General features: G+C 31.9%; 26 protein-coding genes and 1 pseudogene. 3 read left to right on the top strand and 24 right to left on the bottom strand.

The window, feature by feature from the left end; genetic code table 11:
• Window positions 1–63: 63 nt before the first annotated feature.
• On the bottom strand, window positions 64–984 hold the full coding sequence (rnz, locus tag BDW31_RS05860) for a ribonuclease Z (RefSeq protein ID WP_037550534.1): 921 nt from the start codon (window positions 982–984) through the stop codon (window positions 64–66).
• Window positions 985–1219: 235 nt separating this feature from the next.
• Here rnz and zwf point away from each other — a divergent pair, with 235 nt between their 5' ends.
• Together zwf and BDW31_RS05850 are read left to right on the top strand one after the other, a co-directional pair.
• Window positions 1220–2704 (top strand): glucose-6-phosphate dehydrogenase, encoded by a 1485-nt coding sequence (zwf, locus tag BDW31_RS05855; RefSeq protein ID WP_037550537.1) that lies wholly within the window; start codon window positions 1220–1222, stop codon window positions 2702–2704.
• 283 nt (window positions 2705–2987) lie between these two features.
• Window positions 2988–3851 carry an AraC family transcriptional regulator gene (locus tag BDW31_RS05850; protein ID WP_037550538.1) on the top strand — a complete coding sequence of 288 codons (864 nt, stop codon included), beginning with the start codon at window positions 2988–2990 and terminating at the stop codon, window positions 3849–3851.
• 161 nt (window positions 3852–4012) lie between these two features.
• Here BDW31_RS05850 and BDW31_RS05845 read toward each other — a convergent pair whose 3' ends face one another.
• The 5 genes from BDW31_RS05845 to BDW31_RS05825 form a co-directional block, all read right to left on the bottom strand.
• Window positions 4013–4108, bottom strand: coding sequence for a type I toxin-antitoxin system Fst family toxin (locus BDW31_RS05845; protein ID WP_107609979.1), 96 nt, complete (start codon window positions 4106–4108; stop codon window positions 4013–4015).
• 172 nt (window positions 4109–4280) lie between these two features.
• Window positions 4281–5927: a glycoside hydrolase family 13 protein gene (locus BDW31_RS05840; RefSeq protein WP_053024468.1), complete on the bottom strand. Its 1647-nt coding sequence runs from the start codon at window positions 5925–5927 to the stop codon at window positions 4281–4283.
• Window positions 5928–5939: 12 nt separating this feature from the next.
• The gene (locus tag BDW31_RS05835) at window positions 5940–6935 is read right to left on the bottom strand and encodes a LacI family DNA-binding transcriptional regulator (RefSeq protein WP_053024469.1); all 996 of its coding nucleotides are present in this window, start codon (window positions 6933–6935) and stop codon (window positions 5940–5942) included.
• Between the two features lie 175 nt (window positions 6936–7110).
• Window positions 7111–8517 carry an NADP-dependent phosphogluconate dehydrogenase gene (gene gndA / locus BDW31_RS05830; protein WP_053024470.1) on the bottom strand — a complete coding sequence of 469 codons (1407 nt, stop codon included), beginning with the start codon at window positions 8515–8517 and terminating at the stop codon, window positions 7111–7113.
• A 73-nt stretch (window positions 8518–8590) separates the two neighbouring features.
• Complete coding sequence (locus BDW31_RS05825) at window positions 8591–9718, bottom strand: M20/M25/M40 family metallo-hydrolase (protein ID WP_053024471.1); 1128 nt, start codon at window positions 9716–9718, stop codon at window positions 8591–8593.
• A gap of 158 nt (window positions 9719–9876) precedes the next feature.
• Between BDW31_RS05825 and prli42 the strand changes: the two genes are divergently transcribed.
• Window positions 9877–9972 (top strand): stressosome-associated protein Prli42, encoded by a 96-nt coding sequence (gene prli42 / locus BDW31_RS12460; protein ID WP_011275700.1) that lies wholly within the window; start codon window positions 9877–9879, stop codon window positions 9970–9972.
• Here the strand turns inward: prli42 and BDW31_RS05820 are convergent.
• The 18 genes and pseudogenes from BDW31_RS05820 to BDW31_RS05735 form a co-directional block, all read right to left on the bottom strand.
• A pseudogene (locus BDW31_RS05820) lies at window positions 9969–10467 on the bottom strand (transposase); the annotation flags it as partial. The gene prli42 and the pseudogene BDW31_RS05820 sit on opposite strands and share 4 nt — an antisense overlap.
• 410 nt (window positions 10468–10877) lie before the next feature.
• Entirely contained in the window at window positions 10878–11855 is a 978-nt protein-coding gene (locus tag BDW31_RS05815) for an aromatic acid exporter family protein (RefSeq protein WP_037550558.1), read from the bottom strand.
• A gap of 12 nt (window positions 11856–11867) precedes the next feature.
• Window positions 11868–12305 (bottom strand): bacilliredoxin BrxB, encoded by a 438-nt coding sequence (gene brxB / locus BDW31_RS05810; RefSeq protein WP_011275697.1) that lies wholly within the window; start codon window positions 12303–12305, stop codon window positions 11868–11870.
• A 102-nt stretch (window positions 12306–12407) separates the two neighbouring features.
• Window positions 12408–13736 carry a dihydrolipoamide acetyltransferase family protein gene (locus tag BDW31_RS05805; RefSeq protein WP_110709321.1) on the bottom strand — a complete coding sequence of 443 codons (1329 nt, stop codon included), beginning with the start codon at window positions 13734–13736 and terminating at the stop codon, window positions 12408–12410.
• Window positions 13737–13748: 12 nt separating this feature from the next.
• Window positions 13749–14732 carry an alpha-ketoacid dehydrogenase subunit beta gene (locus tag BDW31_RS05800; RefSeq protein ID WP_053024474.1) on the bottom strand — a complete coding sequence of 328 codons (984 nt, stop codon included), beginning with the start codon at window positions 14730–14732 and terminating at the stop codon, window positions 13749–13751.
• On the bottom strand, window positions 14725–15726 hold the full coding sequence (locus BDW31_RS05795) for a thiamine pyrophosphate-dependent dehydrogenase E1 component subunit alpha (protein ID WP_053024475.1): 1002 nt from the start codon (window positions 15724–15726) through the stop codon (window positions 14725–14727). Before BDW31_RS05795 ends, BDW31_RS05800 begins: the two co-directional genes overlap by 8 nt.
• 17 nt (window positions 15727–15743) lie before the next feature.
• Window positions 15744–17168, bottom strand: coding sequence for a dihydrolipoyl dehydrogenase (lpdA, locus tag BDW31_RS05790; RefSeq protein WP_053024476.1), 1425 nt, complete (start codon window positions 17166–17168; stop codon window positions 15744–15746).
• Between the two features lie 176 nt (window positions 17169–17344).
• Window positions 17345–19030 (bottom strand): DNA repair protein RecN, encoded by a 1686-nt coding sequence (gene recN, locus BDW31_RS05785; protein WP_110709319.1) that lies wholly within the window; start codon window positions 19028–19030, stop codon window positions 17345–17347.
• 15 nt (window positions 19031–19045) lie between these two features.
• A complete protein-coding gene (gene ahrC / locus BDW31_RS05780) occupies window positions 19046–19498 on the bottom strand; it encodes a transcriptional regulator AhrC/ArgR (RefSeq protein WP_037550574.1) in 453 nt (150 codons plus the stop codon).
• A gap of 296 nt (window positions 19499–19794) precedes the next feature.
• Window positions 19795–20676, bottom strand: a complete 882-nt coding sequence (locus BDW31_RS05775; protein ID WP_053024478.1) for a polyprenyl synthetase family protein — start codon at window positions 20674–20676, stop codon at window positions 19795–19797.
• Window positions 20654–20884, bottom strand: coding sequence for an exodeoxyribonuclease VII small subunit (locus tag BDW31_RS05770; protein ID WP_053024479.1), 231 nt, complete (start codon window positions 20882–20884; stop codon window positions 20654–20656). The genes BDW31_RS05775 and BDW31_RS05770 overlap by 23 nt, the downstream gene beginning before the upstream one ends.
• Window positions 20877–22214, bottom strand: a complete 1338-nt coding sequence (gene xseA / locus BDW31_RS05765; RefSeq protein WP_053024480.1) for an exodeoxyribonuclease VII large subunit — start codon at window positions 22212–22214, stop codon at window positions 20877–20879. The genes BDW31_RS05770 and xseA overlap by 8 nt, the downstream gene beginning before the upstream one ends.
• 18 nt (window positions 22215–22232) lie before the next feature.
• Entirely contained in the window at window positions 22233–22619 is a 387-nt protein-coding gene (gene nusB, locus BDW31_RS05760) for a transcription antitermination factor NusB (protein ID WP_053024481.1), read from the bottom strand.
• 31 nt (window positions 22620–22650) lie between these two features.
• Window positions 22651–23010, bottom strand: coding sequence for an Asp23/Gls24 family envelope stress response protein (locus tag BDW31_RS05755; protein ID WP_011275686.1), 360 nt, complete (start codon window positions 23008–23010; stop codon window positions 22651–22653).
• A 13-nt stretch (window positions 23011–23023) separates the two neighbouring features.
• Window positions 23024–24379, bottom strand: coding sequence for an acetyl-CoA carboxylase biotin carboxylase subunit (gene accC, locus BDW31_RS05750; protein ID WP_037550587.1), 1356 nt, complete (start codon window positions 24377–24379; stop codon window positions 23024–23026).
• A complete protein-coding gene (gene accB, locus BDW31_RS05745) occupies window positions 24379–24864 on the bottom strand; it encodes an acetyl-CoA carboxylase biotin carboxyl carrier protein (RefSeq protein WP_053024482.1) in 486 nt (161 codons plus the stop codon). The genes accC and accB overlap by 1 nt, the downstream gene beginning before the upstream one ends.
• A gap of 216 nt (window positions 24865–25080) precedes the next feature.
• The gene (gene efp, locus BDW31_RS05740) at window positions 25081–25638 is read right to left on the bottom strand and encodes an elongation factor P (protein WP_053024483.1); all 558 of its coding nucleotides are present in this window, start codon (window positions 25636–25638) and stop codon (window positions 25081–25083) included.
• Window positions 25639–25665: 27 nt separating this feature from the next.
• Entirely contained in the window at window positions 25666–26724 is a 1059-nt protein-coding gene (locus BDW31_RS05735; RefSeq protein WP_053024484.1) for a M24 family metallopeptidase, read from the bottom strand.
• Window positions 26725–26802 lie beyond the last annotated feature (78 nt).

The following is a 26802-nucleotide window of genomic DNA, read 5'->3' as shown; positions in this document are numbered from 1 at the left end:
TTCATTATCCTAATCTCTTACTTTGTAATTTTAATTATACTTACTTTAAAGAATTAGTAGTATTTAAATTTTAAACGTATCAAAATCTTTAACAAATTCAAAATTTGGAACATCTTCATGTGTCTTTAATTGTTGTTTAATAAGTTGAATATTCTCGTGATTATAGCGATTACTTAAATGTGTGATTAAGCTTCTTTTTACATTAGCTTGTTTTATTAATTCAAAAACATCTTCAATATGACTATGGTGATAATTATTTGCTAATGTTTTTTCGCCTTCAATGTATGTAGCTTCATGAATCATTACATCAGAATCTTTAGCAATGCTTAATTCCGACTGACATGGTTTTGTATCACCAAAGATGGATATAATTGGTCCGGGTTTAGCTGGCCCTTTGAAATTTTCCGAATTATATACTTGTCCTTCATGTTCAAAATTATCATAAGATTTTACTTCTTGATATTTTGGTCCAGGATATAAACCAATTGATTTAAGTGCCTCAACATCAATTGTTCCTGGTGTCGTCGGAGATTCAATGCGATAACCATAAGAAGGGATACCATGATTTAACAAATGTGCACTAATTGAGAATCCTTTATGATGATATGTGAAATGATTATCAATTTCTATATAAGTAATCGGATAGTTTAGATGAGATTCAGATAATCTTAGTGTAGTCTCAATAAATTGCTGTAAACCTCTAGGACCAATAACTGTCAGTGGTTTGTCTTCTCCACCTTGAAAAGAACGGCTTGTAAGTAGTCCAGGCAATCCGAAAATATGATCTCCGTGCATATGCGTTATAAAAATATGGTCAACTTTTCCTAGCTTAATTGAATGATGTAATATTTGATGTTGTGTGCCCTCTCCGACATCAAATAGCCATATACTATTCGAAAAAGGCTCAAGGTTCAAAGCTATAGCTTGAGTATTTCTCTCTTTAGTAGGTAACCCAGCGCTTGTTCCGAAGAATGTAACTTCCATGCATATGCCTCCTTTTCCTTCAGTATATTTTATCATATGTGGTTATTTTTGCTATAAAAAGACATAAAATAAATACATTAGATACATTTTGAGTTATAATGATATTAAATTGTGCATCATTCTATTATATAAGTGCCCTAGCAAAATAATAAATATTAGGCAAATCAGTTTGAAGCGGTGCAAATATAATTTATAATAATACAATCATAGTATTAATAGAATTGAGGTTTTGAACTTGAGTAAACATTCTAAACATATTCCTTGTTTAATTACTATTTTCGGTGCTACCGGAGATTTAAGTCATAGAAAATTATTTCCATCACTATTCCACTTATTTCAACAAGATAATTTAGATGAACATATTGCAATAATTGGAATTGGACGTAGAGATTACACGAACGAAGTCTTTCGTGAACAAGTTAAAAGTTCTATCCAAAAGCATGTCAAAGATACGGATCAAATTGATGCATTTATGGAACATGTATATTATTTTAAACATGATGTAAGTGATGAACAAAGTTATTATTCATTATTGAGTTTTTCAAATGAATTAGATTCACAATATCAGTTAAAAGGAAATCGCTTATTTTATTTAGCAATGGCACCTCAATTCTTTGGTATTATTTCGGATTACTTAAAATCGTCTGGTTTAACCGATACTACTGGTTTTAAACGATTAGTTATTGAAAAACCATTTGGCAGTGATTTAAAATCGGCTGAGCAATTAAACAATCAATTAAGACGCTCATTTAAAGAAGAAGAAATATACAGAATTGATCATTATTTAGGTAAAGATATGGTTCAAAATATAGAAGTCTTGCGCTTTTCAAATGCGATGTTTGAACCATTATGGAATAATAAATACATTTCAAACATTCAAGTAACATCCTCAGAAGTATTAGGTGTTGAGGACCGTGGAGGTTATTATGAATCTAGTGGCGCATTAAAAGATATGGTACAAAATCATATGTTACAAATGGTGGCCCTTTTAGCTATGGAAGCGCCAATTAGCTTAAATAGTGAAGATATACGTGCTGAGAAAGTTAAAGTATTGAAATCACTTAGACAGCTTGATCCTCAAGAAGTAAAACAAAATTTTGTACGTGGACAGTATGATGAAGGATTTATTGATGGTGAAAAAGTCATTGCCTATCGAGATGAAGATCGAGTAGCCGAAGATTCAAATACTCCAACTTTTGTATCAGGCCGACTAACAATTGATAACTTCCGTTGGGCTGGTGTACCTTTCTATATTAGAACGGGAAAACGTATGAAATCTAAATCGATTCAAGTTGTAGTTGAGTTCAAAGAAGTACCAATGAACTTATACTATCAGACCGATAAATTGTTGGATTCAAACTTATTAGTTATTAATATTCAACCTAATGAAGGTATATCACTTCATTTAAACGCGAAAAAGAACATCCAAGGTATTGATACAGAACCCGTTCAATTATCATATGCAATGAGTGCTCAAGATAAGATGAACACTGTGGATGCCTATGAAAATTTATTATTCGATTGTTTAAAAGGTGATGCTACAAACTTTACACATTGGGAAGAATTAAAATCTACATGGAAGTTTGTTGATGTTATACAAGATGAATGGACAATGAATGAACCTAACTTCCCTAACTATGAGTCAGGTACAAATGGACCATTAGAAAGTGATTTATTATTAAGTAGAGATGGTAATCATTGGTGGGATGATATTCAATAAATAGTCAATTGATAAGCCTATAGTGAAGCCTTCTGGACTAAAGTAATATTTTGAGTTCAAGTATTATTTTAATAGTAGCTACCTAAATTGAGCATGTGCTCATAGCCAGCCTCTTTCAACTATAGTCATTCTTTTGGTGGTGGGACAATGAATTGATTTTAAATTCTGTCCTACCACCCTTTTCTATTAAAAAATTTTCAATATGACACATGTTAAGATGTATATTTTCTAAAAATAAGGTAAAATAAAAGTTAATGATTGTAAATTTATTGGAGTGAGAGTTTTGGACGTTATCAAGCAGATACAACAGGCAATTGTATTTATCGAAGATCGTTTATTAGAGCCGTTTAATTTGCAAGATTTGAGTGATTACGTTGGTCTTTCTCCTTACCATCTTGATCAATCATTTAAAATGATTGTTGGACAATCACCTGAACACTACGCACACGCAAGAAAAATGACTGCAGCTGCTAAAGAAATGGTTCAAAGTTCTTCGAGGTTAGTAGATGTCGCAAAAAAGTATAACTATCATAGTTCAAATGATTTTGCGAATGATTTTAGTGATTTTCATGGGATTTCACCAATTCAAGCATCTACAAAAAAAGATGAATTAAAATTACAAGAACGTTTATATATAAAGTTGACAACTACTGAACGAGCACCTTATCCATATAGACTAGATACCACGGAAGATATAGCATTAGTAGGTTATGTACGTTATATTGAAGCAAATAATTTATCTAATCCTTATAAAGTTCCTGATTTTTTAGAAGATTTAATTCTTGATGGTAAAATAAAAGATTTAAAAAGGTATAATAATATAAGTCCATATGAGTTATTTGTAATCACTTGTCCATTAGATAATGGATTGGAATTATTTATTGGTGTTCCAAGTGATAGATATCCATCTCATTTAGAAAGTAGAATATTACCTGGAAGACATTATGCGAAATTTAATCTCCAAGGAGAAATAGACTATGCGGTTAATGAAGCTTGGTATTATATCGAATCAAGTTTACAACTTACTTTACCTTATGAAAAAGATAGCTTATATGTTGAAATATATCCCTTTGATGTCTCATTTGAGGACCCATTCACTAAAATTCAATTATGGTTGCCAATTGAACAAGAAAATTATGATTTGTAAATATCAAAGAAATACATTCTCTAATCAAAGCACCATATCTTTTTGCAAATCTATAACGATAAGTGTTATAATCTAACTAACAAGAATATCTGCATTTTATGCACCAATCCCCTCACTATGCCAGTAGTGAGGGGATTTTTTTGGTGTGGCTTGTCGCCTATTTACTTATTGTTACGGTTTCGAAGCCAATACGAAAATAACGCAACAATACAACCACTTGTTACTGTGGCTACGATGTGCACAAGAATATCTGCCATTTTAGCACCCCCTCTCTGCGTATAGATAAACGCCTGAGAGATAGGCGACTTATTTATTATATCATCTCTAATATATGAGTCATGTATTATTTACGGACGTAAAATGATTTTTTATTTTTCAAAAGAAAAAGAGGTTAGGACAAAATAAGTATGTCCTAACATTGCTTATGAATTAAATTTCTGCTACAAATGCTTCGAATGGCTTAAGTGATTTTGAATCTAATTGACTATTGTAGTTATGTAATTTGATTGCATTCTCATCGATATCAAAAGGTAATGTTAATGAACTTTGTTTATCAGTTAAGTTACCTGCAACCACTACAGTTTTGCCTTCTAATTGCCTAGTATAAGCGAACACATTTTCATTTTCTGCATCAATTAAATCAAACTGTCCGTACGTATAAATTTCATGAGATTTCTTTAATTGAATCAATTTTTTGTAAAAATTAAGTACAGAATGCTCGTCTTCTAATTGATGAGCTACATTAATATCTCTATAATTTGGATTAACAGGGAACCAAGGTTTTCCCTCTGTGAAGCCACCATTTGTAGAATCATTCCATTGCATAGGTGTACGAGAATTATCACGATTTTCCATTCTATACTTATCTAATAATTGATCAACGTCTCCACCTTGTTCTTTTACAATTTTATATTCATTTCTAACCGCAACATCATTAAACGTTTCAATACTTTCAAAAGGATAATTGGTCATACCAATTTCTTGTCCTTGATAGATAAAAGGTGTACCTTGCTGTAAGAAATACACAACGGCATGGCTTGTAGCAGATTCAAACCAGTAATCTTTATCGTTACCCCAAGTTGATACACGACGAGGTTGATCATGGTTTTCTATGAAAAGTGCATTCCAACCAATTCCTTCTAGTCTCTTTTGCCAGCGATTTAACACCTCTTTATATGATTTAACGTCAAATTGAGAATCACCAGTACTCCATAAACCTAAATGTTCAAATTGGAAGATCATATTGAATTTACCTTTATCTTCTCCAACCCACTCTTCTGCATTATCTGGATTTACACCGTTGGCTTCTCCAACAGTCATAATATCATATTGGCTTAGTGACTTATCTTTCATTTCTTGTAGCCAATTGTGAATACCAGGTTGATTCATATCTATATCAAAGGCTGGAGCATATTTTTTTCCTTCTGGTACAGGTAAGTCACCAGCTTCAAATGTTTTCTTGATATGTGTAATAGCATCGACACGGAATCCATCAATACCCTTTTCAAACCACCAATTCATCATGTTGAATACTGATTCACGTACTTCTGGATTATCCCAATTTAAATCTGGTTGTTTTTTACTAAATAAATGGAAGTAATATTGATTAGTTGTTTCATCAAATTGCCATGTTGAACCATTAAAAATGCTCTCCCAATTATTTGGTTCAGAACCATCATCTTTAGGGTCTGCCCATATGTACCAGTCTCTTTTAGGGTTCTCTTTACTAGATTTTGATTCAATAAACCAAGGATGCTCATCAGATGTATGGTTAACGACTAAATCTAATATTAGTTTCATACCACGGTCATGTACACCTTTTAATAGACGATCAAAATCTTCCATTGTACCAAATTCATCCATAATATCTTGATAATCACTGATATCATATCCATTATCATCATTAGGTGATTTATACATTGGACTTAGCCATATAACATCAATACCTAAGTCTTTAAGATAGTCTAATTTTTCGATTACACCTGGTAAATCACCAATACCATCATTGTTAGTATCATTAAAACTTCTTGGATAAACTTGATACGCTACTGCTTCTTTCCACCAATTTTTATTCATAATTATGCTCCTTTATATTTTTGTAGTTGATACCCTTTCAACTATTTGAGTTGAAATCAATTTTTCTCTAAAAGAAATAGTTTCATTTCTTAATACATCAATGATTGTATTGCCTGCTGTGAGGCCTAATACATCTGGGTTAATGTTTACGCTTGTTTGAGATGGTGTTGCATTTTCAGTGAGAAAAGATGTATTAAACGTGGCAGTTTGTACATCCTCTGGAATGCGTAGTTGATATTCATAAAGCACATTTAATAATTGCATATTTAACATAGCATCAGACGTTATAATCACTGAAGGCGTATGACTAGCATCAATACAATATTGCTTTATACAATCACGTAAATCATTCATGGACTTTATTACGATACAGTCATTTGAAAGTTTAACGTTGTCACAGTATTGTGTAAATCCTACTGTTCTGTCTTCTGTAACTGCATAATGTCCAGATTCTTGTAAAAATAATATATGGCGGTGTCCTAAATGATATAAATATTGTGTTAATTGATAAGCTGCATCGATATTATTATTATCAATATGTATTATATTTTCGTAGTTCAAAGATTTTCCAATTATAAGATAAGGAACTTTAAACTCATAAAGTAGGTGCTCAATAGGATCATCTTTCAATGAATATAAAAGAATAAATCCATCCGCACTTTTAGATTGAATCATTGTTTTTACTTCATGATATAAGTCCCTGCTATTTTCCGACACAGTCATTCTAGTTGAATAGCCTCTTACATTACATGCCTGATTAATACCATTAAGAACGTCACTATTAAATGGATTTTGACGTATTTCAGGAGTGGAACTTTTCTGTATTAATCCAATGGTCATTGTTTTATTTGTTATTAATGTTCTTGCCGCTTGATTGGGTGTGTATCCTAATTTGGACATAGCCGCTTTGACTTTATTTGAAGTTGCCTCACTAATTTTCGCATTGTTCCGTATCACCCTCGATACTGTAGATGTAGCTACATTAGCCTCTTTGGCAACATCTTTAATTGTAACCGTTGTATATCACCTCAATCTTCAAACTTTAGTAAACGCTTTCAATCATCTTATATTTTCATGGTATAGAATTCGTATTAGGAAGTCAATCATTTTGTGCAATCGTTTGCATAATTTTTAAAAAAGAAGTAAACCATTGAATTGGTTTACTTCTGTAACTAGTATGTGATTACTCTTCAACCCATTGAGTATGGAAGATACCTTCTTTATCTTTACGTTCATACGTATGTGCACCGAAATAGTCACGTTGTGCTTGAATTAAGTTTGCTGGTAAATTTTCAGAGCGATAACTATCATAGTAGTTTACGCTGGCAGAGAATCCAGGTGTTGGTACGCCGTTATGTACACCTGTTGCTACTACATCTCTCAATGCATCTTGATATTCTGTGACAATACCTTTGAAATAAGGATCTAATAAAAGGTTTTGTAATTCTGAGTTGTTATCATATGCGTCTTTAATTTTTTGTAAGAATTGAGCACGAATAATACAACCTTCACGCCATATCATTGCTAAATCGCCTAATTTTAAATTCCATTCATTTTCTTCACTAGCTTTACGCATTTGCGCAAATCCTTGTGCGTATGAACAAATTTTACTCATATATAAAGCTTTACGGATTTTTTCTAAGAATTCATCTTTATTACCAATAAATTCTGCTTTAGGACCGTTTAATTCCTTAGAAGCATTCACACGTTCTTGTTTAATTGATGAAATGAAACGAGCAAATACTGATTCAGTAATAATCGTTAAAGGAATACCTAATTCTAAGGCATTGATAGAAGTCCATTTACCTGTACCTTTTTGACCCGCAGTGTCTAAGATCTTTTCGACAAGTGCTTCATTGTCATCATCTAATTTAGTGAAGATATCACCAGTGATTTCGATTAAATAACTTTCTAATTCACCAGTATTCCATTCTTTAAATGTCTTAGAGATGTCTTCATGTGACATACCTAATAAATCTTTCATCATCGCATAGCTCTCCGCTATAAGTTGCATATCTGCATATTCAATACCATTATGAACCATCTTAACATAGTGGCCGGCACCATTTGGTCCAATATATTCTACACATGATGCACCATCCTTAGCTTTTGCAGCAATTGCATCTAGTATATCACTCACTTTATTATAAGCTGCTTCTTGACCACCTGGCATTAATGAAGGACCAGTAAGTGCACCTACTTCACCACCAGATACACCCATGCCAATAAAGTTAATACCACTTTCAGCTAAGGCTTTATTACGACGGATTGTATCTTGATAATTAGTGTTACCACCATCAATTAAAATGTCATCATCATCTAATAATGGAAGTAAACTGTCAATTGTTGCATCTGTTGCAGGACCTGCTTTAACCATTAATAAAATTTTACGTGGCTTTTCTAATGAATTAACAAATTCTTCCAAAGTATATGTTGGGTGGATTTGTTTACCTTTAGATTCATTAACCATTTCATCTGTTTTTTCGCTTGAACGGTTATATACAGAAACGCTATAACCACGTGATTCAATGTTCCAAGCGAGGTTTTTACCCATTACTGCTAAACCTACTACACCTATTTGTTGAGTCATATTACTTACCTCTCTCATTCAATTTTTCAATAGTATTGTATCATAAAACTTGAAAGTACTTCACTAAACTAAATTACGATTTAGCTACTAACTCAATAATTTTGACAATTTGTTTTGCTAATTGATTAAGTGAATTCACTGAAATACGTTCAGATGTTGTATGAATATGTTCATAGCCCACACCTAAAATGACTGTAGGGATTCCAAATGTATTAATAATACTGCCATCTGATCCGCCTCCAGCAATAACAGTATCCCCAGCTAATCCAATTTCTCTAGCACTATTAGTAGCAAATTGAGTTACTTTATCATCATTTTCTAATTTAAAACCAGGGTAGCTCTTCTCAATGATAACTTTTGCTTCACCACCTAATTCTTGTGCGGTAGTTTCGAATGTTTCCTTCATATGAGCGACTTGTTGTTCAATACTTTGATTGTCATGAGAGCGTGCCTCAGCATCTAAAACTACTTCATCAGCAACGATATTTGTAGCAGAGCCACCATGAAATTTACCTATATTAGCAGTAGTATAGTCATCAATTTGTCCTAGCTTCATGCGACTAATAGCTTTTGCAGCAATGTTTATTGCACTAATTCCTTCTGAAGGTGTACTAGCATGAGCTGTTTTTCCTAAAATAGTCGTGTTTATTACCATTTGAGTTGGTGCTCCTACTACTGTTGTGCCAACGGGTTGACTAGCATCAACTGCATAACCAAACTCAGCGTCAATGTATGTTGAATCTAGATCTTTAGCACCTTTAAGACCAGATTCCTCACCAACAGTAATAATAAATTGGATTTGGCCATGTGGAATTTCATTTTCATTAAGATATTGAATGGTTTCAATTAATGCTGCTAATCCCGCCTTATCATCAGCACCTAGAATGGTACTACCATCAGAATAAATATATCCATCCTCTTTAATTTGAGGTTTAATATTTATTCCAGGTACAACAGTATCCATGTGACTAGTGAAGTAAATTTTAGACACATCTTCTTTCGCACTAGTGGCTGGTAAAGTACATATAAGATTGTTAGCACCTAACCATGACTTTTCTGATGCATGATTTTCAATTACATTTAAACCTAGTTCTTCAAATTTCTTTTTTAAAATGGGTTGAATGACTTCCTCATGTCCTGTTTCAGAATTTATTTGGACTAATTCTAAAAATGTTTCAAGTAATCGTTGACTGTTTATCATTATGACAAAACCCCTTTCTCATTTGATTTCCATTTTAACTAATTTTCTACAATATCAAAAATAAATTGATTGCCATTTGTATAAAAATCATTTATGGTTAATTTATATATTAAGTAAAGTGTATTATGTAAGTGTTTTTAAATAAGGAGCGTCAAATAGTGAATAATAAAGTGTTAAGAATTATAATAATTGTAATGTTGATTGCAATTGTGGCAGCATTACTACTCACAAGTTTAGTGCCACTAATGCATTAATCTTCGCAATAAAAAAGAGTCCGGGACATAAAGTTCCAGGATAAGTAAATAAAGACAATTTCTATTGAAATAATATAGAAATTGTCTTTTTTATAATGTTTTTGATTACTTTTCTTATATTAAGTGCCATTAGCACAAATCCTAGTTCTCTTTTGGCTTTATTTATCCCTCGAACGGACACTCGACGGAAACCCAAAATAGCTTTCATAAATCCAAAAACAGGATCCACATCAATTTTTCTTTGAATGTAGTTGGTTTTGTTTTTGGTTCTGAATGCTTTTTATTAATTTGTGCTTTAAAATATTCCCAATTATAATTTCTCATTATTTTTTTATTTGCTTTTGAATTGAAGTTCATACATTGTTGTTTCAGCGGACATTCTGAACAATCATCACATTCATATAATTTAAAGGCTCGTTTAAAACCATTCTTATCATGGCGATAGGCATATCTTTTGAATCCTATTCTTTTATTGTTCGGACAAATTAATACATCGAATTCGGTCTTAGGGATTGTTTCAACAATATCATTTACATGTCTTGAAATACAATTTGTTGGGATAAGAACTGAAGTTTCCATTGGTAGAGTAAGTTGAGTAATGTTTATAGTCCCTATACATAAGGCACCTCGTTAATTTAGTTTAATGAAGTTTATTAAATTATACGGAAGTGCCTTATTTTTTTAAGTGTTTGAATGTAAAATTACATATAGATAAAAAGTATTTTGGCGAGACTCTTGAGGGAACAGGACAAGCTGAAGACTACAGGCTGAAGCTGTCCCCTAAGAAAGCGAGCCAAGAATACGAAGTATTGTAAATAAAGAAGCCAGTAAATGAATTTATAAAAACTCATTTACTGGCTATTTTGCTAGGAATTATGTACCAGCCTTTTTTATTTAATCACTAATTATATTTCATTATGTAACCGTAGTGATCCAAATTGAGATTTAATGTTTAAATACTTTTCTAGTTCATTTAATATTTGCATCATACTTGAACGTGATTTTAAAGATTGATGAGATTTAGGAAGTGGTAATTCGTCTAGTGATAAACGGATTTCATACAGTGAATGTAATCGTAAAGCAGTATAATCATTACTATTTACGTTATTACCAATTTCTGACATTAAATGAGATACATCAGTCAGTAATGGGTCATCGACAGTGACTTGATTTAATAACGGTTTAATTCTACGCAATAATTCAAGTTGTTCTTGTCTCATATCAAAATAGTGATAATATGAATTTTCATTTCTAATAAAATGATTTTTAACATCTCTAAATGCGATAGATTTGGCCTTTCGAATGTCTAATTGGAGTTTTTCGAAAGATAAAGTAAGATCATTATTATAATTTGAGCAAGCTTCGCTATATGTCATAAAGATTTCTTTGAAGCCTTTTTCTATATCTTTCTTAAAAGAAACTAATGTTTTGTCTAAACTTGGCATAATTAAATTCATAATGAATGCGATTCCTAGTCCAATAGTTAATAAGAGTAATTCATTAATGATTAAATGTAAATTAATCGTGGTTGCATTGAAAACATGTAATAATATAACACAACTAGTTACAACACCCTCTTGAACTTTCAACATAACAGTTATCGGAATAAATAATAATACAATTAATCCCAAAACAAGCGCATTCTGACCTAATAAGCTAAAAACCAATGAACCAAACAGTAGAATTAGTATACAAGATACAAATCTTGATACGATAGCTTGTACTGAGTGAACTTTAGTATGTTTAATACATAATACAATGAGGATAGCACTTGATGCATAATTATCAAGCCCCATCCATTTAGCTAAAATAACACCTAATGTGATACCTACTGCTGTTTTAAGCGTTCTTAATCCAATCTTATAAGGATTTAACTTTAACATTAGTAAATCCTCTTATCTTTCGTCGCAATATTTATCAAATAGGCCTTGTAACTGATTAATAACATCCATTACATCATGGCCTTCAATTTGATGACGTTCAATCATTTCAGTGATTTTACCATCTTTAATTAATGCAAATGATGGACTTGAAGGTGCATAACCCTCAAAATAGTCTCTAGCTTGTTGCGTAGCCTCTTTATCTTGTCCAGCAAATACTGTAACAAGTCTATCAGGTAGTTTATCATAGTGTAATGCATGTGATGCTGCTGGACGTGCAATTCCCCCCGCACATCCACAAACTGAATTAACCATTACTAATGAAGTACCATTTTGTTGTAATACTTTGTCAACTTCATCTGCAGTTGTTAATTGTTCATATCCCGCATTTTCAATTTCATTACGAGCTTGTTCAACCACGCCATTCATATATAAATCAAAATTTAAATCCATTTTAATCACCTTTCAATCTTTTATTTATTCAATGCTATTCTACTAAATATAAGTGTTAGAGTTCAAACAGCTTGTCCAGGGAATATGATATATCATTTTAAACTAGTAAATACTTGTATTTTCTATTGTGAATTGTTCAATACGTTCTTTAACTTGAGACATGAAGCGTCCTGTTTGAACACCATCAAGTATTCTATGATCAATCGAAATACACAAATTAACCATGCTTCTAATTGCAATCATATCATCAATAACGACTGGTTTTTTTACAATAGATTCTACTTGTAAAATCGCTGCTTGTGGATGATTTATAATTCCCATTGATGAAACGGATCCAAATGTACCGGTATTATTAACGGTAAAGGTTCCACCAGACATATCTTCTTGTGATAATTGTTTATTTCTTGCTTTAAGTGCTAGTTCATTTATCTCTCTAGCAATACCTTTGATTGATTTTTCATCAGCGTGTTTAATAACAGGAACATATAATTTATCTTCATCTGCTACAGCAATTGAAATATTAATATCTTTATGAAGAATAATTTCTTCTCCATCCCAGCTACTATTTAATAGTGGGTTTGATTTTAATGCTTCTGCAACAGCTTTTACAAAGAATGCAAAGAAAGTTAAATTATAACCTTCGTTCTCTTTGAACGAATTTTTATGATGATTTCTAGTTTTAACTAAGTTAGTTGCATCAACTTCAAGCATCATCCAACCATGAGGGATTTCAGTAACACTTGTCACCATGTTTTGAGCTATTGCTTTACGAACACCTTTGACTGGTATAGATTGACCAATTTGACTCTGATTAGAATCCACGTTGGATTTCGTATGTTCAAAACTAGATTGTAAATTGTTATTTATTTCAGGTTCCTGATGACTTGAATTAATATAATTTTCAATATCTTTTTTAGTCACACGTCCTTCGAAACCTGTGCCAGGAACTAATGATAAATCAATATCATTTTCAGATGCAATTTTAAAAACTACTGGTGAATATCGACCGTTATTAAGTATTGATGCTTGTGTATGTGCATTTGTTTTAACAGAATGATTTACTTCTTTATCAGAAGTATTTTTTGAAGCCGATGCTGACGTTTCGACTGTTAAAGTATCATTACCATTTATATTTAAATTTGTTGAATCCTTAACGGTTTCAATATCGATATTTTTAGTGTTGGTAGAATTATCTGTTTCAGAAGTTTCAATTTTACAAATAACATGATCTATTTGAACTGTTTCACCTTCTGAAACTAAAATTTCAGTGATAGTACCAGATATAGTTGAAGGTACTTCAGCAGTTAATTTATCAGTAATTACCTCACATAAGGGTTCATATTCATCAACATAGTCACCCACTGAAATAAGCCATTGTTCAATAGTACCTTCATGAACACTTTCGCCTAGTTTTGGCATTTTTATATCCATAACTTTTCCTCCTTAAAATTGTGCAAGTTCTCGCATTTTTTCTAAGATTTTATCAGGATTCATCATAACTTCATTTTCAAGATTAGGAGAAAATGGCATTGAAGGAACATCTGGTCCAGCTAATCTCATTATAGGTGCATCAAGTTCAAATAAACAGTTTTCAGCTATGATTGCAGAGACTTCTGACATGACACTGCCCTCAAGATTATCTTCTGTTACTAATAAAATCTTGCCATTCATTTTAGCACGTTCAATAATTGTTTCTTTATCTAGAGGATAAACAGTTCTCAAATCAACTATTTCAACACTAATACCATCTGCTGCTAAAATATCAGCAGCTTGCATACAATAATTTACACACAAACCATATGTAAATACAGTTATGTCATTCCCTTCACGTTTTACATCAGCTTTTCCAAGAGGAACTGTATAATAATCTTCTGACACTTCTTCTTTCAAGAAGCGATATGCTTTTTTATGTTCAAAGAATAATACTGGGTCGTTTGACTCAATAGAGGATAATAATAATCCTTTAGCATCATAAGGAGATGAAGGTATGACAATAGTTAGCCCCGGTGTAGACGCAAAGATGCTCTCGATACTTTGAGAATGATATAAACCACCATGTACCCCACCACCAAAGGGTGCTCTGATTGTGATAGGACATTGCCAGTCATTATTTGAACGATAACGCATTTTAGCTGCTTCACTAATAATTTGATTAACTGCTGGAAGTATAAAATCTGCGAATTGAATTTCTGCAATTGGTCGTTTACCAATCATTGCTGCTCCAATAGCAGTCCCTACAATATTAGATTCAGCCAAAGGTGTATCTATTACTCTTTCAACACCGTATTTGTCTTGAAGACTTCTAGTTGCACCAAAAACACCACCTTTACGTCCTACATCTTCACCTAATATAAATACATTATTATCATGTTCCATGGCTAGGTCTTGCGCTTGTTGTATTGCTTCAATATAACTCATTTTACTCATTGCCCATACCTCCTTCTGGGTCATAAACAAATTGATATGTTTCTTTTACAGATGGATATGGCGCTTTTTCTGCATCTTTAGTGGCTTTATTAATAATTTCTTTATGCTCTTGCTCTATATTGTCTAACCATTCTTGATTAATAATCTCTTTTTCTAATAAATAATCTTTAAATTTAAGGTTACAATCATAAGTTTTTAATGCTTCTCTTTCTTCTTTCGTACGATATGTATCATCATCATCTGAAGAATGTGGCGTCATACGATGTGTTACAGCTTCAATTAGAGTGGCACCCTCACCATTTAGTGCACGTTCTCTAGCATCTTTCATAGCTTTATACATTGCTATCGGATCATCCCCATCTACTGTCTCACCATATATGCCATATCCTAAGGCTCTATCAGAAAGTTTTTCTGCGGCGTATTGTAATGTATTAGGCACAGATATCGCATATTTATTATTGATGATGACACAAACAAATGGTAATTTATGAACGCCTGCAAAGTTTAAACCCTCATGAAAATCTCCTTGATTTGAACTTCCCTCACCGACAGTTGCCGTAGCAATATTTGGTTTTTTATCCATTTTTAAAGCTAATGCAGCTCCAACTGAATGTGGTATTTGTGTAGCAACTGGAGAACTTTGTGATAATATGCCCTTTTCACGATGACTAAAGTGGGAGGGCATTTGTTTTCCTCCAGAATTAATATCATCTTTTTTTCCAAATGAAGCTAGCATTGTATCATATGGAGAAATCCCCATAAAAGTAACAAATGCTAAATCTCTATAATATGGAGATGATATATCTCCTTCTTTCATAGCGTATGCCATTCCTATTTGTGTAGCCTCTTGTCCTTGTCCACTAACAACAAATGGAATTTTACCTGCGCGGTTTAATAACCATAATCGTTCATCTACTTTTCTACCTAAATCCATCCATTTATAGATTTCTTTAAGGTCTTCTTCTGAAAGTCCGACAGATTTATAATCAATCATCTTTTATGTTCCTCCTGTTAAATGTGTATTGCTCTATTTTCTACTTTCAATCCCAATTCCATAAGTACTTCTGATATAGAAGGATGTGCATGTGTTGTCAGACCTAACTCAATTGCTGAACCATTCATAAATTGCAATAAAGAGGCTTCGTTGATTAATTCAGTAACCTGAGGACCTATCATATTAATACCGATAATTTCATTAGTTTCATCATTAATTATCATTTCACAAAATCCTCTGTCATTAGTAGTTTCCTCTATTACTGCTTTACCAATTGCATTAAAGCTTACTTTAAATGATTTGGTTTTAATGTTTTTGGCTTCGGCTGATTCTTTATTGTAACCAATTGAAGCAACTTCTGGGTGTGTATATATGCATTTCGGCATCTTGTCATAATTTATAGGTAGGCCATTGCCATTAAACATGTGTTCAACAGCAAGTATTGCCTCTTTAGAAGATACATGTGCTAATTGAAGCTTACCTATGCAATCACCTGCAGCATAAATATGCTTATCTTCGGTTTGTAAAAAGTCATTAACAAGTATATTACCGTTATCATCAGTTTTAATTTTAGTATTATTTAATCCTATATCATCAGTATTAGGCTTGCGACCAATTGATACTAAAACTTTTTCTACTTCTATAGTTTTATCTTTATTTACTTGTATAGTTACAAAATTAGAGTTGACTGTAACTGCAGATTCATTTAAAGCGCAATTTTCATAGAACGTTACTCCTCTTGCTATAAGTGATGTTTTTAGAAAATTTGCAATTTGAGCACTCTCATTAGGCAAGATTCGTTCACCAGCCTCTATCACACTAACATTTACACCTAAGTCAATTAATAAAGAAGCAAATTCAAGACCTATCACTCCACCGCCAATGATTGCTATGCTTGTAGGTAAATCAGTGAATTGCAATATGTCATTACTAGATAGAACTGTATTGTGATTTAAAGGCAAGAATGGTAATTGAGTTGGTAGTGAACCTGTAGCTATCAATACATTCTGATTAGGTAATAATTCAGATTCTCCATTATCATATTCAACTGAAATGGTACCACTTTGAGGTGAGAAAATAGATGTCCCCATAATTCTACCTGTGCCATTAAATATATCTATGTGATTTTTCTGCATTAAACTTTCAATACCTTGATGCATTTGCTTAACAATTTTGTCTTTACGTTTCATCATAGATTTTAAGTCAAATGAATATTGACCAACATTCACTCCGAAATGAACTGAATCTTTAACTGTTCTTAAAATTTCAGCAGATTTTAATAAAGCTTTTGTAGGAATACATCCTTTGTGAAGACAAGTGCCACCCAACAAAGATTTCTCTACTATAGCTACTTTTTTACCCAATTGTGATGCTCGAATTGCCGCTACATATCCAGCGGTTCCTCCACCTAAGATGACTAGGTCATATTGCTTTTCATTCATAATTTTACTCCTAACTTGCTTTGCGATTGGATTTAATAACGTTAATGTGTAAGTGACTTTAAATTTTAAATGAATTTAGTAACTCAATGAGTAGGTTACATATAAAATTAAAATATTCATTTTATAATGTTAATATTTATTTTACAGCAAAAATAAATATAAATAAATTCAATGAATTACTTACTACTTTTTCTTTGATTTTGGCTAATCATTTCTTTTGCATTTTCTCTAGTTAATTCAGTAACACTAGCACCAGAAATCATTCGTGCGATTTCATCAATTTTATCATCATTTTCTAATTCTTTAACTTGAGTTGTTGTACGATTATCATTGGATGCTTTACTAATTAATAAATGATGATCACTCATAGATGCAACTTGTGGTAAGTGCGAAATACATATTACTTGAATATATTCAGCTATATCTCTCATTTTTTCAGCCATTTTTTGAGCAGCTTGTCCTGACACTCCTGAATCTACCTCATCAAATAAAATTGCAGTTTGTCCCCTTGATTGTACAAAAATACTTTTTAGGGCTAGCATAATACGAGACAACTCACCGCCAGATGCAATTTTATTTAAACTTTTGAGTGGTTCCCCTTTATTAGGACTGATTAAAAACTCTACAAATTCTATACCATCAATTGTTGGTTTATCTAATAATTGGAATGAGATTTCTAAATTAGCATCTTTCATTTGTAAATTTTGTATTTCAGAAACGATATGATCTCTTAATGTTCGAGCTACTGTGCGACGCTCTCTAGATAACACTTTGCCTTTTAACATCACTTCATCATATAATTGACTAATTTCCTCACGTAATTGTGATGTACTTTCTTCATAATTTTCGATTTTGGCTATTTCATTTTGAAGCTTATCTTTGTATGTAATTAATTCATAAATGTCTTTGCCATATTTCCTTTTAAGATTGTTTAATAAATTCATTCGTGATTCTAGCTCATTAAGCATTTGCTCATCAAATTCAGTGTTTGACATTTCATCATATAAATCATGCTTAGCATCTTCAAGCGTGTAATAAAATTGATCAATATCCTCTTTTAATTTACTAAATTTATCAGGCAAAATATCATCTGTAGATTGTAAATGATTACTTAATTCATATAGTCTATCTGTAATTGCATGCTCATCAGTCAAAGTGACATGCGCATTATTAAGCGCCATGCTTAGTTTTTCGGAATTTTGAATTCTACGTATATCGACTTCTAATTGCTCAATTTCTCCCTCTTTTAAAGAAGCTTCTTCTAATTCTTCATATTGAAATTTCATTAAATCCAAACGTTGAAGTAACGCTTGGTCGGCAGACTCTAATTCTTCTAATTCCTTTGTTTTACTTTTATATTGATTAAACACATTTTGATATTTTTCTTTAGTTGATAAATACTTGTCTTCTGCATAATCATCTAATAATTTTAAATGATACTTCTGTTTAAGAAGTGTCTGTGTTTCATGTTGACCATGAATATCTAATAGTTCTTGCATAACTTTTCGCAAATCTTGAAGCGTAACAATTTGATTATTCAATCTACAAATACTTTTACCAGTGCTAAATATTTCTCTTTTTACTAATAAGAAGTCCTCGTCGATTTCTATATCAAGATTATGAAGTATATGAATAACATCTTTATTTTCATCTATATCAAATATGCCTTCAATAATTGCTTTCTTTTCACCATGTCGAACATAATCTGATGATGCACGCATTCCAATTAACTGGCCAATCGCATCTATGATGATTGATTTACCTGAACCCGTTTCACCACTTAGAACTGTTAATCCATCTGAAAAATGAATTTCTAATTCATCAATAATTGCAAATTGTTTTATTGATAAGGTTTGTAACATGAATTCATCGCATCCTTATAATAAATTGAAAATTCTTGTTTTAATTGTATTACTTGCGTCTTCATCTTTACAAATTAAAAGGCAAGTATCATCACCACATATAGTACCGAGAACTTCATCCCAATCGATTTGGTCTAATATAGCGCCAATAGATTGAGCGTTACCAGGTAAGGTTTTTAAGACGAGTAGATTACCTGTACCTTCTATATTCACAAATGAGTCCATGAGATAACGACCCAATTTTTCTAATGGATGGTATTTTCGATCATTAGGCAAGCTATATACATATTGACCTGATGTTGCAGGAACTTTGATTAACTGTAATTCTTTAATATCACGTGATACGGTAGCTTGCGTAACATTAAGGTCGTATTCATTAAGACGTTTTACTAGTTCGTCTTGAGTTTCTATTTGTTCGCTTGAGATAATTTCTCTAATCTTTATGTGTCTCACAGATTTTTTTGCCATTATGAACACTCCTATTTTCGAATAATTATACAATGATTTTAACACATCATTTTTTTAACTACTACTATTGTTATTATGCATACTTAACTGATAACTCAATAATCGTAAATTATTTTATTTAAATACTAATAGGTACAATTAGTTAATTTGTATTGAAAAAATGTATAAACGAATAAATAAATATGTAAACTAAAATTAGGATATAAATGTAATGCCACAATTTAAAATAGTGTACTAAAACACCCTTCAACGCCAGTTTTTAATCAGTAGCTTTGAAGGGGTAATATTAATGATAATTAATGATCACGTGTGTAGAAAAGCTCAACGATATCTAATAGAGGTTTAATATCATAGTGAGAAGAAAGTTGTTCTATTGATTCTATGGCAGCATCTTTATGGAAATTTAATTTATTTTCAGCACCATCTTTACCTAATAAAGAAACATACGTACTTTTGTGATTTTCGATGTCACTACCAACTTTTTTTCCTAATTTAGATTCATCACCATATACGTCGAGCAAATCATCTTTAATTTGGAACATCAAACCCATATGATTACTAAAATCTTCAAGAAATTGTGATGTAGACTTATCTACTTTAGCAATATCAGCTGCACTTAATACCGCGAACTGAAGTAATGCTCCTGTTTTAGCTTTATGTATCTGTTCAAGTGTATCCAAATCAACAGGTTTATCTTCACTTTGCATGTCTAATGTTTGGCCTCCGACCATGCCTAAGTGACCACTGTTATGCGCTAATCTGGAAAGTATTTTAACTTTGACGTCAGATTCTAATAATTCATCATCAGCAATGATTTCAAATGCCTTAGTTAGTAGTGCATCACCAGCTAGAATAGCTTTCCATTCACCATAGACTTTGTGATTGGTAAGTTTACCACGACGGTAATCATCATTATCCATCGCAGGAAGATCATCATGAATTAAAGAATACGTGTGAATCATTTCCAATGCCAATGCAGTTTTTTTACCTTTTTTATAATCTTGATTTAATACATCTAATGTTAAAAATACAAGAAGTGGTCTTATTCTTTTACCACCTGCATTGAGAGAATATTGCATACTTTCTTCTAGATTAGTATTTAGTGGTGAAGTTTCGATTACACTGTCAAGAGCAATATTAATTTGATCAATTAATTCATTCATTGACTTCTTTGCCATTTTCTTCATCCTCTGCTTCATCTTTAATAAGTTCATTTACTTTCTTTTCAGCATCTTTAAGTGTTGCATCACATGTTGCAGAAAGTTTCATACCACGTTGATATAACTCTAATGATTCTTCTAATGATACAGTCTCATTATCTAACTTTTGAACGATATTTTCTAATTCTTGCATCATTTCTTCAAAACTTTGTTGATCTTTACTCATGTTCACACCTAACCTTTTTAACGATGGCATCTACACTACCATCTTTCATTGCTAATGTAATTTCATCATCTTTACTTAAATCCTGTGTACTTGTAATGACTTTATCATCTTTATTAATAATAGAATAGCCTCTCAACATAGTATTAGTAGGACTTAAATTATTTAATAGTTCAACTTTATTTTTGAGCTCTAATTTATTATTATGAATGTTTTTAATTGTTAGATTTGATAAACGATTTTTTACATTCATTAGTTGCTTATTATTTTGTAATATAGTTTGATTTAATGTTTTTACATTAAAATTCTGATGAAGAACTTTTAATTGATATTTTTTATTCTCAATTTTGGATAATAATAATTGAGTTAGTTGTCTTTCTAAATCATCTTTGCGTTGTATCTGTTGATCGTATAATAATGAGGGTTGTTTAAACTTATAATAAGATGTTAAATGATCTAGTTGTTTATGTTGTTTTTCAAGATATTGTTTAATATACCTTGATAATGAAAATTGGTATTGCTTAATTTGTTGTATCAATTCGTACTGATCTGGAGTCGCCATAACTGCAGCTTGTGTTGGTGTTGCTGCTCTGACATCTGCTACGAAATCACTAAGTGTAAAATCGGTTTCATGTCCAACAGCTGAAATAATGGGTGTTTGACACTCAAAAATCGCTTTAACAACATCTTCTTCATTAAAGTTCCATAAATCTTCTATAGATCCACCACCACGGCCTACTATAATAGTATCAACGCCAAGTGAATCAGCATACTTAATATTTTTTATAATATCCTCTTTGGCTTGTGTACCTTGTACTAAAGTACTTATTTGGATTTTATCGGCCAAAGGATATCTACTATTTATTGTAGATTGAATATCTCTAATTGCGGCACCAGTACTAGCAGTTAAGATTGCGATTTTCTTAGGGAATCGAGGAATAGGCTTTTTATGTTCATTATTAAAAAAGCCTTCTTTTTTTAATTTTTGTTTTAATTGTTCTAACTTTTGATACAAGTTCCCTATACCATCTAATTCCATTTTATTCACATAAATTTGATAATTTCCACGTCGTTCATATACTGAAACACGTGCTTCTAAAAGAACTTCATCACCTTCTTTTGGCTCAAAAGTAAGCTGATTCGCATTACCTTTAAACATCATTGCACTTATCACACTATCCTTATCTTTAACGTTGAAATAAAGGTGTCCACTTGAATGTTTTTTAAAGTTAGATAGTTCACCTTTTAGTAAGATAGATTGCAAATGTGGGTCCTGATCAAATTTATATTTAATATATTTCGTTAAAGTTGTAACGCTTAAGTATTCAGACATTGTCATCACTCAAATTATTTATTTTATGTTACTCAACACACCATTTATAAATTTATAATGCTCATCGTCGCTAAATTGTTTTGCTAATTCTACAGCTTCATTAATGATTACTTTTGGTGGTGTATCACTATGCAATAATTCAAATGTAGCCATTCGTAATATTATTCGGTCTGTTTTTAATAAACGTTGAAGTGACCAATTTTTAAGATGAGGCTTAATAGTATCATCTAGAACTGGCTCATGATCTTTAACACCTGTTACTAACCAGTGTATAAAATCAAAGTCTAATTCAGGCTCATCATCTTTTATGAAATTAATGGCTTCATTGATTGTTAATTCTGTGTCTTTCATTTCTAACTGAAACAAAGTTTGAAATGCTTGCATTCTTGATTCTTTACGACTCATAAATAACTCCTTGTTAAATGTAATCTATATATTATTCGACAGTAATATGCATGATGTGAACGTTAATTTCTTTTGGCTCAATAGCAGTCATCGTTTTAATTGAGTTAAAAATAGATGTTTGAATTTTACTTGCAAACTTTGAAATATTTATACCGTGCTTAATAGAGCAATATACATCAATTTGAATGCCATCTTCTTTAACATCAATTTTTAAATTTCTATTGAGGTTTTTACGACTTATTTTTTCAATGTTACTATTTTTCAATTCTGAAAAATGTCCAGTTACCCCTTCTACCTCTGAAACAGCTATACTTGCAACTACAGAAATAACTTCAGGTGCAATTTCAATTTTACCTAAGTTTGAATTTGAATAATCTGCTACTTTAACCATTTGGTTTAACCTCCTACTCCTCGTCATCCATAATATTATATTGTTCTAAGAAGTTAGTATTAAAAGATCCACTTCTAAATATATCATTATTCATAAGTTTTAAATGGAAAGGAATTGTTGTATCAATTCCTAAAATTAAATACTCACTTAATGCTCTAATACCAGTCATAATTGCTTCATCACGCGTTGGTTCATGAACAATGAGTTTAGCTACCATAGAATCATAATATGGAGGAATTGTATAATTTGTATAACAAGCTGATTCGATTCTAACACCATATCCGCCTGGAGCTAGGTATTGTGTGATTTTACCAGGAGATGGCATGAAGTTCTTATATGGATTTTCAGCATTTATACGATATTCTATTGCATGACCATTGATGGTAATATCTTCTTGAGTGTATGGCAGTGCTTCACCCATCGCAACTTTTAGTTGTAATTTTACTAAATCAATGCCAGTAACCATTTCAGTGACAGGATGTTCAACTTGAATACGTGTATTCATTTCCATAAAATAAAATTGATTATCATTTAAATCATATATAAATTCAATAGTACCTGCATTTTCATAATTAACTGCTTTTGCGGCTCTTATAGCTGCATTACCCATCTCTTCACGTTGTTCATCAGATAAAATAGGCGATGGAGATTCTTCGACTAACTTTTGCATGCGTCTTTGAATCGTACAATCTCTCTCTCCGAGATGAATGACATTTCCATGTTGATCTCCAATAATTTGAATTTCAATGTGACGGAAGTTCTCAATAAATTTTTCAAGGTAAAGACCGCCATTACCAAAAGCAGTTTCTGCTTCTTGTTGAGTCATACGATAGCCATTCTCAAGCTCTTCCTCTGTTCTAGCCACTCGTATACCTTTTCCACCACCACCTGCAGTAGCTTTAATAATTACTGGATATCCAATTTCTTTAGCAATTTGTTTTGCATCCGAAATGGTTGTAACTAACCCATCACTACCTGGAACAACTGGGACATTAGCTGCAATCATTTCTGCTTTTGCAACGTCTTTGATGCCCATTTTTTGGATAGACTCATAGCTAGGACCGATAAATTTCAATTGGCATGCTTCACACAACTCTGCAAAGTCACCATTCTCAGCTAAAAAGCCATATCCTGGGTGAATACCATCACAACCGGTTGAAGTCGCAATTGATAATATATTTGGAATGTTCAAATAAGAATCTTTAGACTGAGTTGGACCAACGCAATATGCTTCATCAGCAATTTGAGTATGTAACGCGTCTTTGTCACCCTCAGAATAAATGGCAACAGTTTGTATGCCTAAATCATGACAAGCTCTAATGATTCTAACCGCAATTTCTCCACGATTAGCGATTAAGATTTTTCTCATTATTTCACCTTAAATAACGGTTGGCCATACTCTACCATTTGTCCGTCTTCTACTAATATTTCAACTATTTCTCCAAAAACTTCAGCTTGTATTTCGTTAAATAATTTCATTGCTTCTAAGATGCACACTGTAGATTCATTGGTAACTTTATCTCCGACTTGAACATATGCATCTTCTTCTGGCGATGGCGATTTATAAAATGTACCCACCATAGGGGCATTGATTGTTTGGTATGATGAATCATCTGTATCGATTTGATCATTATTTTGTGGAATAAGTGATTCTGTTGCACTTTGATTTGGTGTTGCCATCGTTGATGCTGCTGGTGCTAATGGTGCTTGTTGTGTATACTGCGGTGTAATTATTTCTGTCTCTTTCTGTTTTTTTAGGTTGACTACACTACCTTTGTTATCTTCAATATTTATTTCAGTTAAACTTGATTGATCAAGAATTTCGATTAATTCTTTTATTTCTTTAAAATTCATAAGTTACTGACTCCTTGAATTAGTTTTCATCTACCAATCTATTTTACTTGACTGTACTTGCCAATTCAAGCATGTGTCATTTTAGGGAATTACATCTTAATATTTAATGCTTACTATTATTGATAAATAGACTTTTGTAATTTATATAAAATAATGATTTAGATATTAAAAAAAGTCTTTCCAATTAGTAATTAGAAAGACTTTAGCTACTATTAACTAAGCTCTTGAGATATAGCTTCCGTCGCTAGTGTTAATAACTAATACATCACCTTCATTAACGAATAAAGGTACATTTAGAGTATAACCTGTTTCAACTATAGCTGATTTAGTTGCTCCAGTGGCAGTATCACCTTTGATACCTGGCTCAGTTTCAGTAACTTCTAATTCAACAGTTTTAGGTAGTTCAACTCCGATTGTTTCACCTTCATATGATTGGATTTGAACTTCCATGTTAGCTTTTAAATATTTTAATTCATCTTTTAAATAATCAGCTGATAATTCAGTTTGATCAAACGTCTCATTGTCCATGAATACATGATTATCTCCATCAGCATATAAATATTGCATACGACGATTTTCAATCATCGCTTGTTCAACTTTTTCCCCAGCTCTAAATGTCTTTTCTTGAATTGCACCTGTTCTTAAATTACGTAATTTAGAACGTACAAATGCAGAACCTTTACCTGGTTTTACATGTTGGAAATCGATAACTTTCCAAATGCCATTATCTACTGAAATTGTTAAACCTGTTTTAAAATCATTAACCGAAATCATTCAGTTTCCTCCTCAAATATGCGCTTTCTATAAAATAATAAGGTCTTTTGTACATTTAGTAAAGACTTCACAACCATTTTCAGTTATTAAAATGTCATCTTCTATGCGTACACCACCAAGACCATCAACATAAATACCTGGTTCAATAGTAACACAATTATTTACTTGTATTATACCGATTGCATTTTTAGATAATAATGGTCCCTCATGTATGTCTAAACCAATACCATGTCCAAGAGAGTGGCCAAATGCATCTCCATAACCGTGAGATTCAATATAGTCTCTTGATAACGCGTCAGCCTCAGCTACAGTCATTCCAGCTTTGATTTCGTTTATTGCTTTAATTTGGGAATTGAGAACGATGTTATAAATATCTCTCATCTTGGGGTCAGGTTCCCCAATAGCAAATGTTCTTGTTATATCAGAGCAATATCCTCTGTAGTATGCCCCAAAATCAAGCGTAATCATATCGCCTTGCTCTATGACTTTATCGCTTGCTACACCATGAGGTAAAGCGCCTCTATAGCCAGATGCTACAATCGTGTCAAATGAAGGGCCATCTGCTCCTAATTCTAACATTTTAGCTTCTAATTTAGCTTTTAATTCTCTTTCAGTCATTTCAACCTTTGCAATATCTAATACATAGTTATATGTATCATCAACTATTTTAGCAGCGTATTTGATCTTTTCTATCTCTTCGGGTGTCTTTATTTCCCTGATTTTTTCAATCTCATTGCCAATAGAGATTAATTTAGCTTTCGATTGATCTAATGATTGGTATGTATCGTAACTCACTAAGTGTCCTTCAAAACCAACATGATCAAATTGTTCATTATTAATAATTTCTACAATTGCTTCAATTAAACCACCACTGCGATTGATGATGTTAAATTCAGTTGCTTGATTAGTTGCTTGTTCAATATATCGAAAATCAGTAATTAATTGATAGTTATTTTTTGAAATTATTAATGCACCACTTGTACCAGTGAAACCTGATAAATATCTACGATTATAATCTGATAAAATAACTAAAGCATCTAATTGTTGAACATCTAGTAAGTCTTTAACTTTTGCTAATTTATTCATACAAATCACTCCTAGTATAACGTTTGTACATTTGCTCTATTTACATTAAAATAATAGCATAATTATTTTAGAAATAAA

The organism is Staphylococcus sp. AtHG25 (assembly GCF_003217445.1).
GTDB classification, from domain to species: Bacteria; Bacillota; Bacilli; order Staphylococcales; family Staphylococcaceae; genus Staphylococcus; species Staphylococcus haemolyticus.
This window is presented reverse-complemented; position numbering and strand designations above follow the sequence as displayed.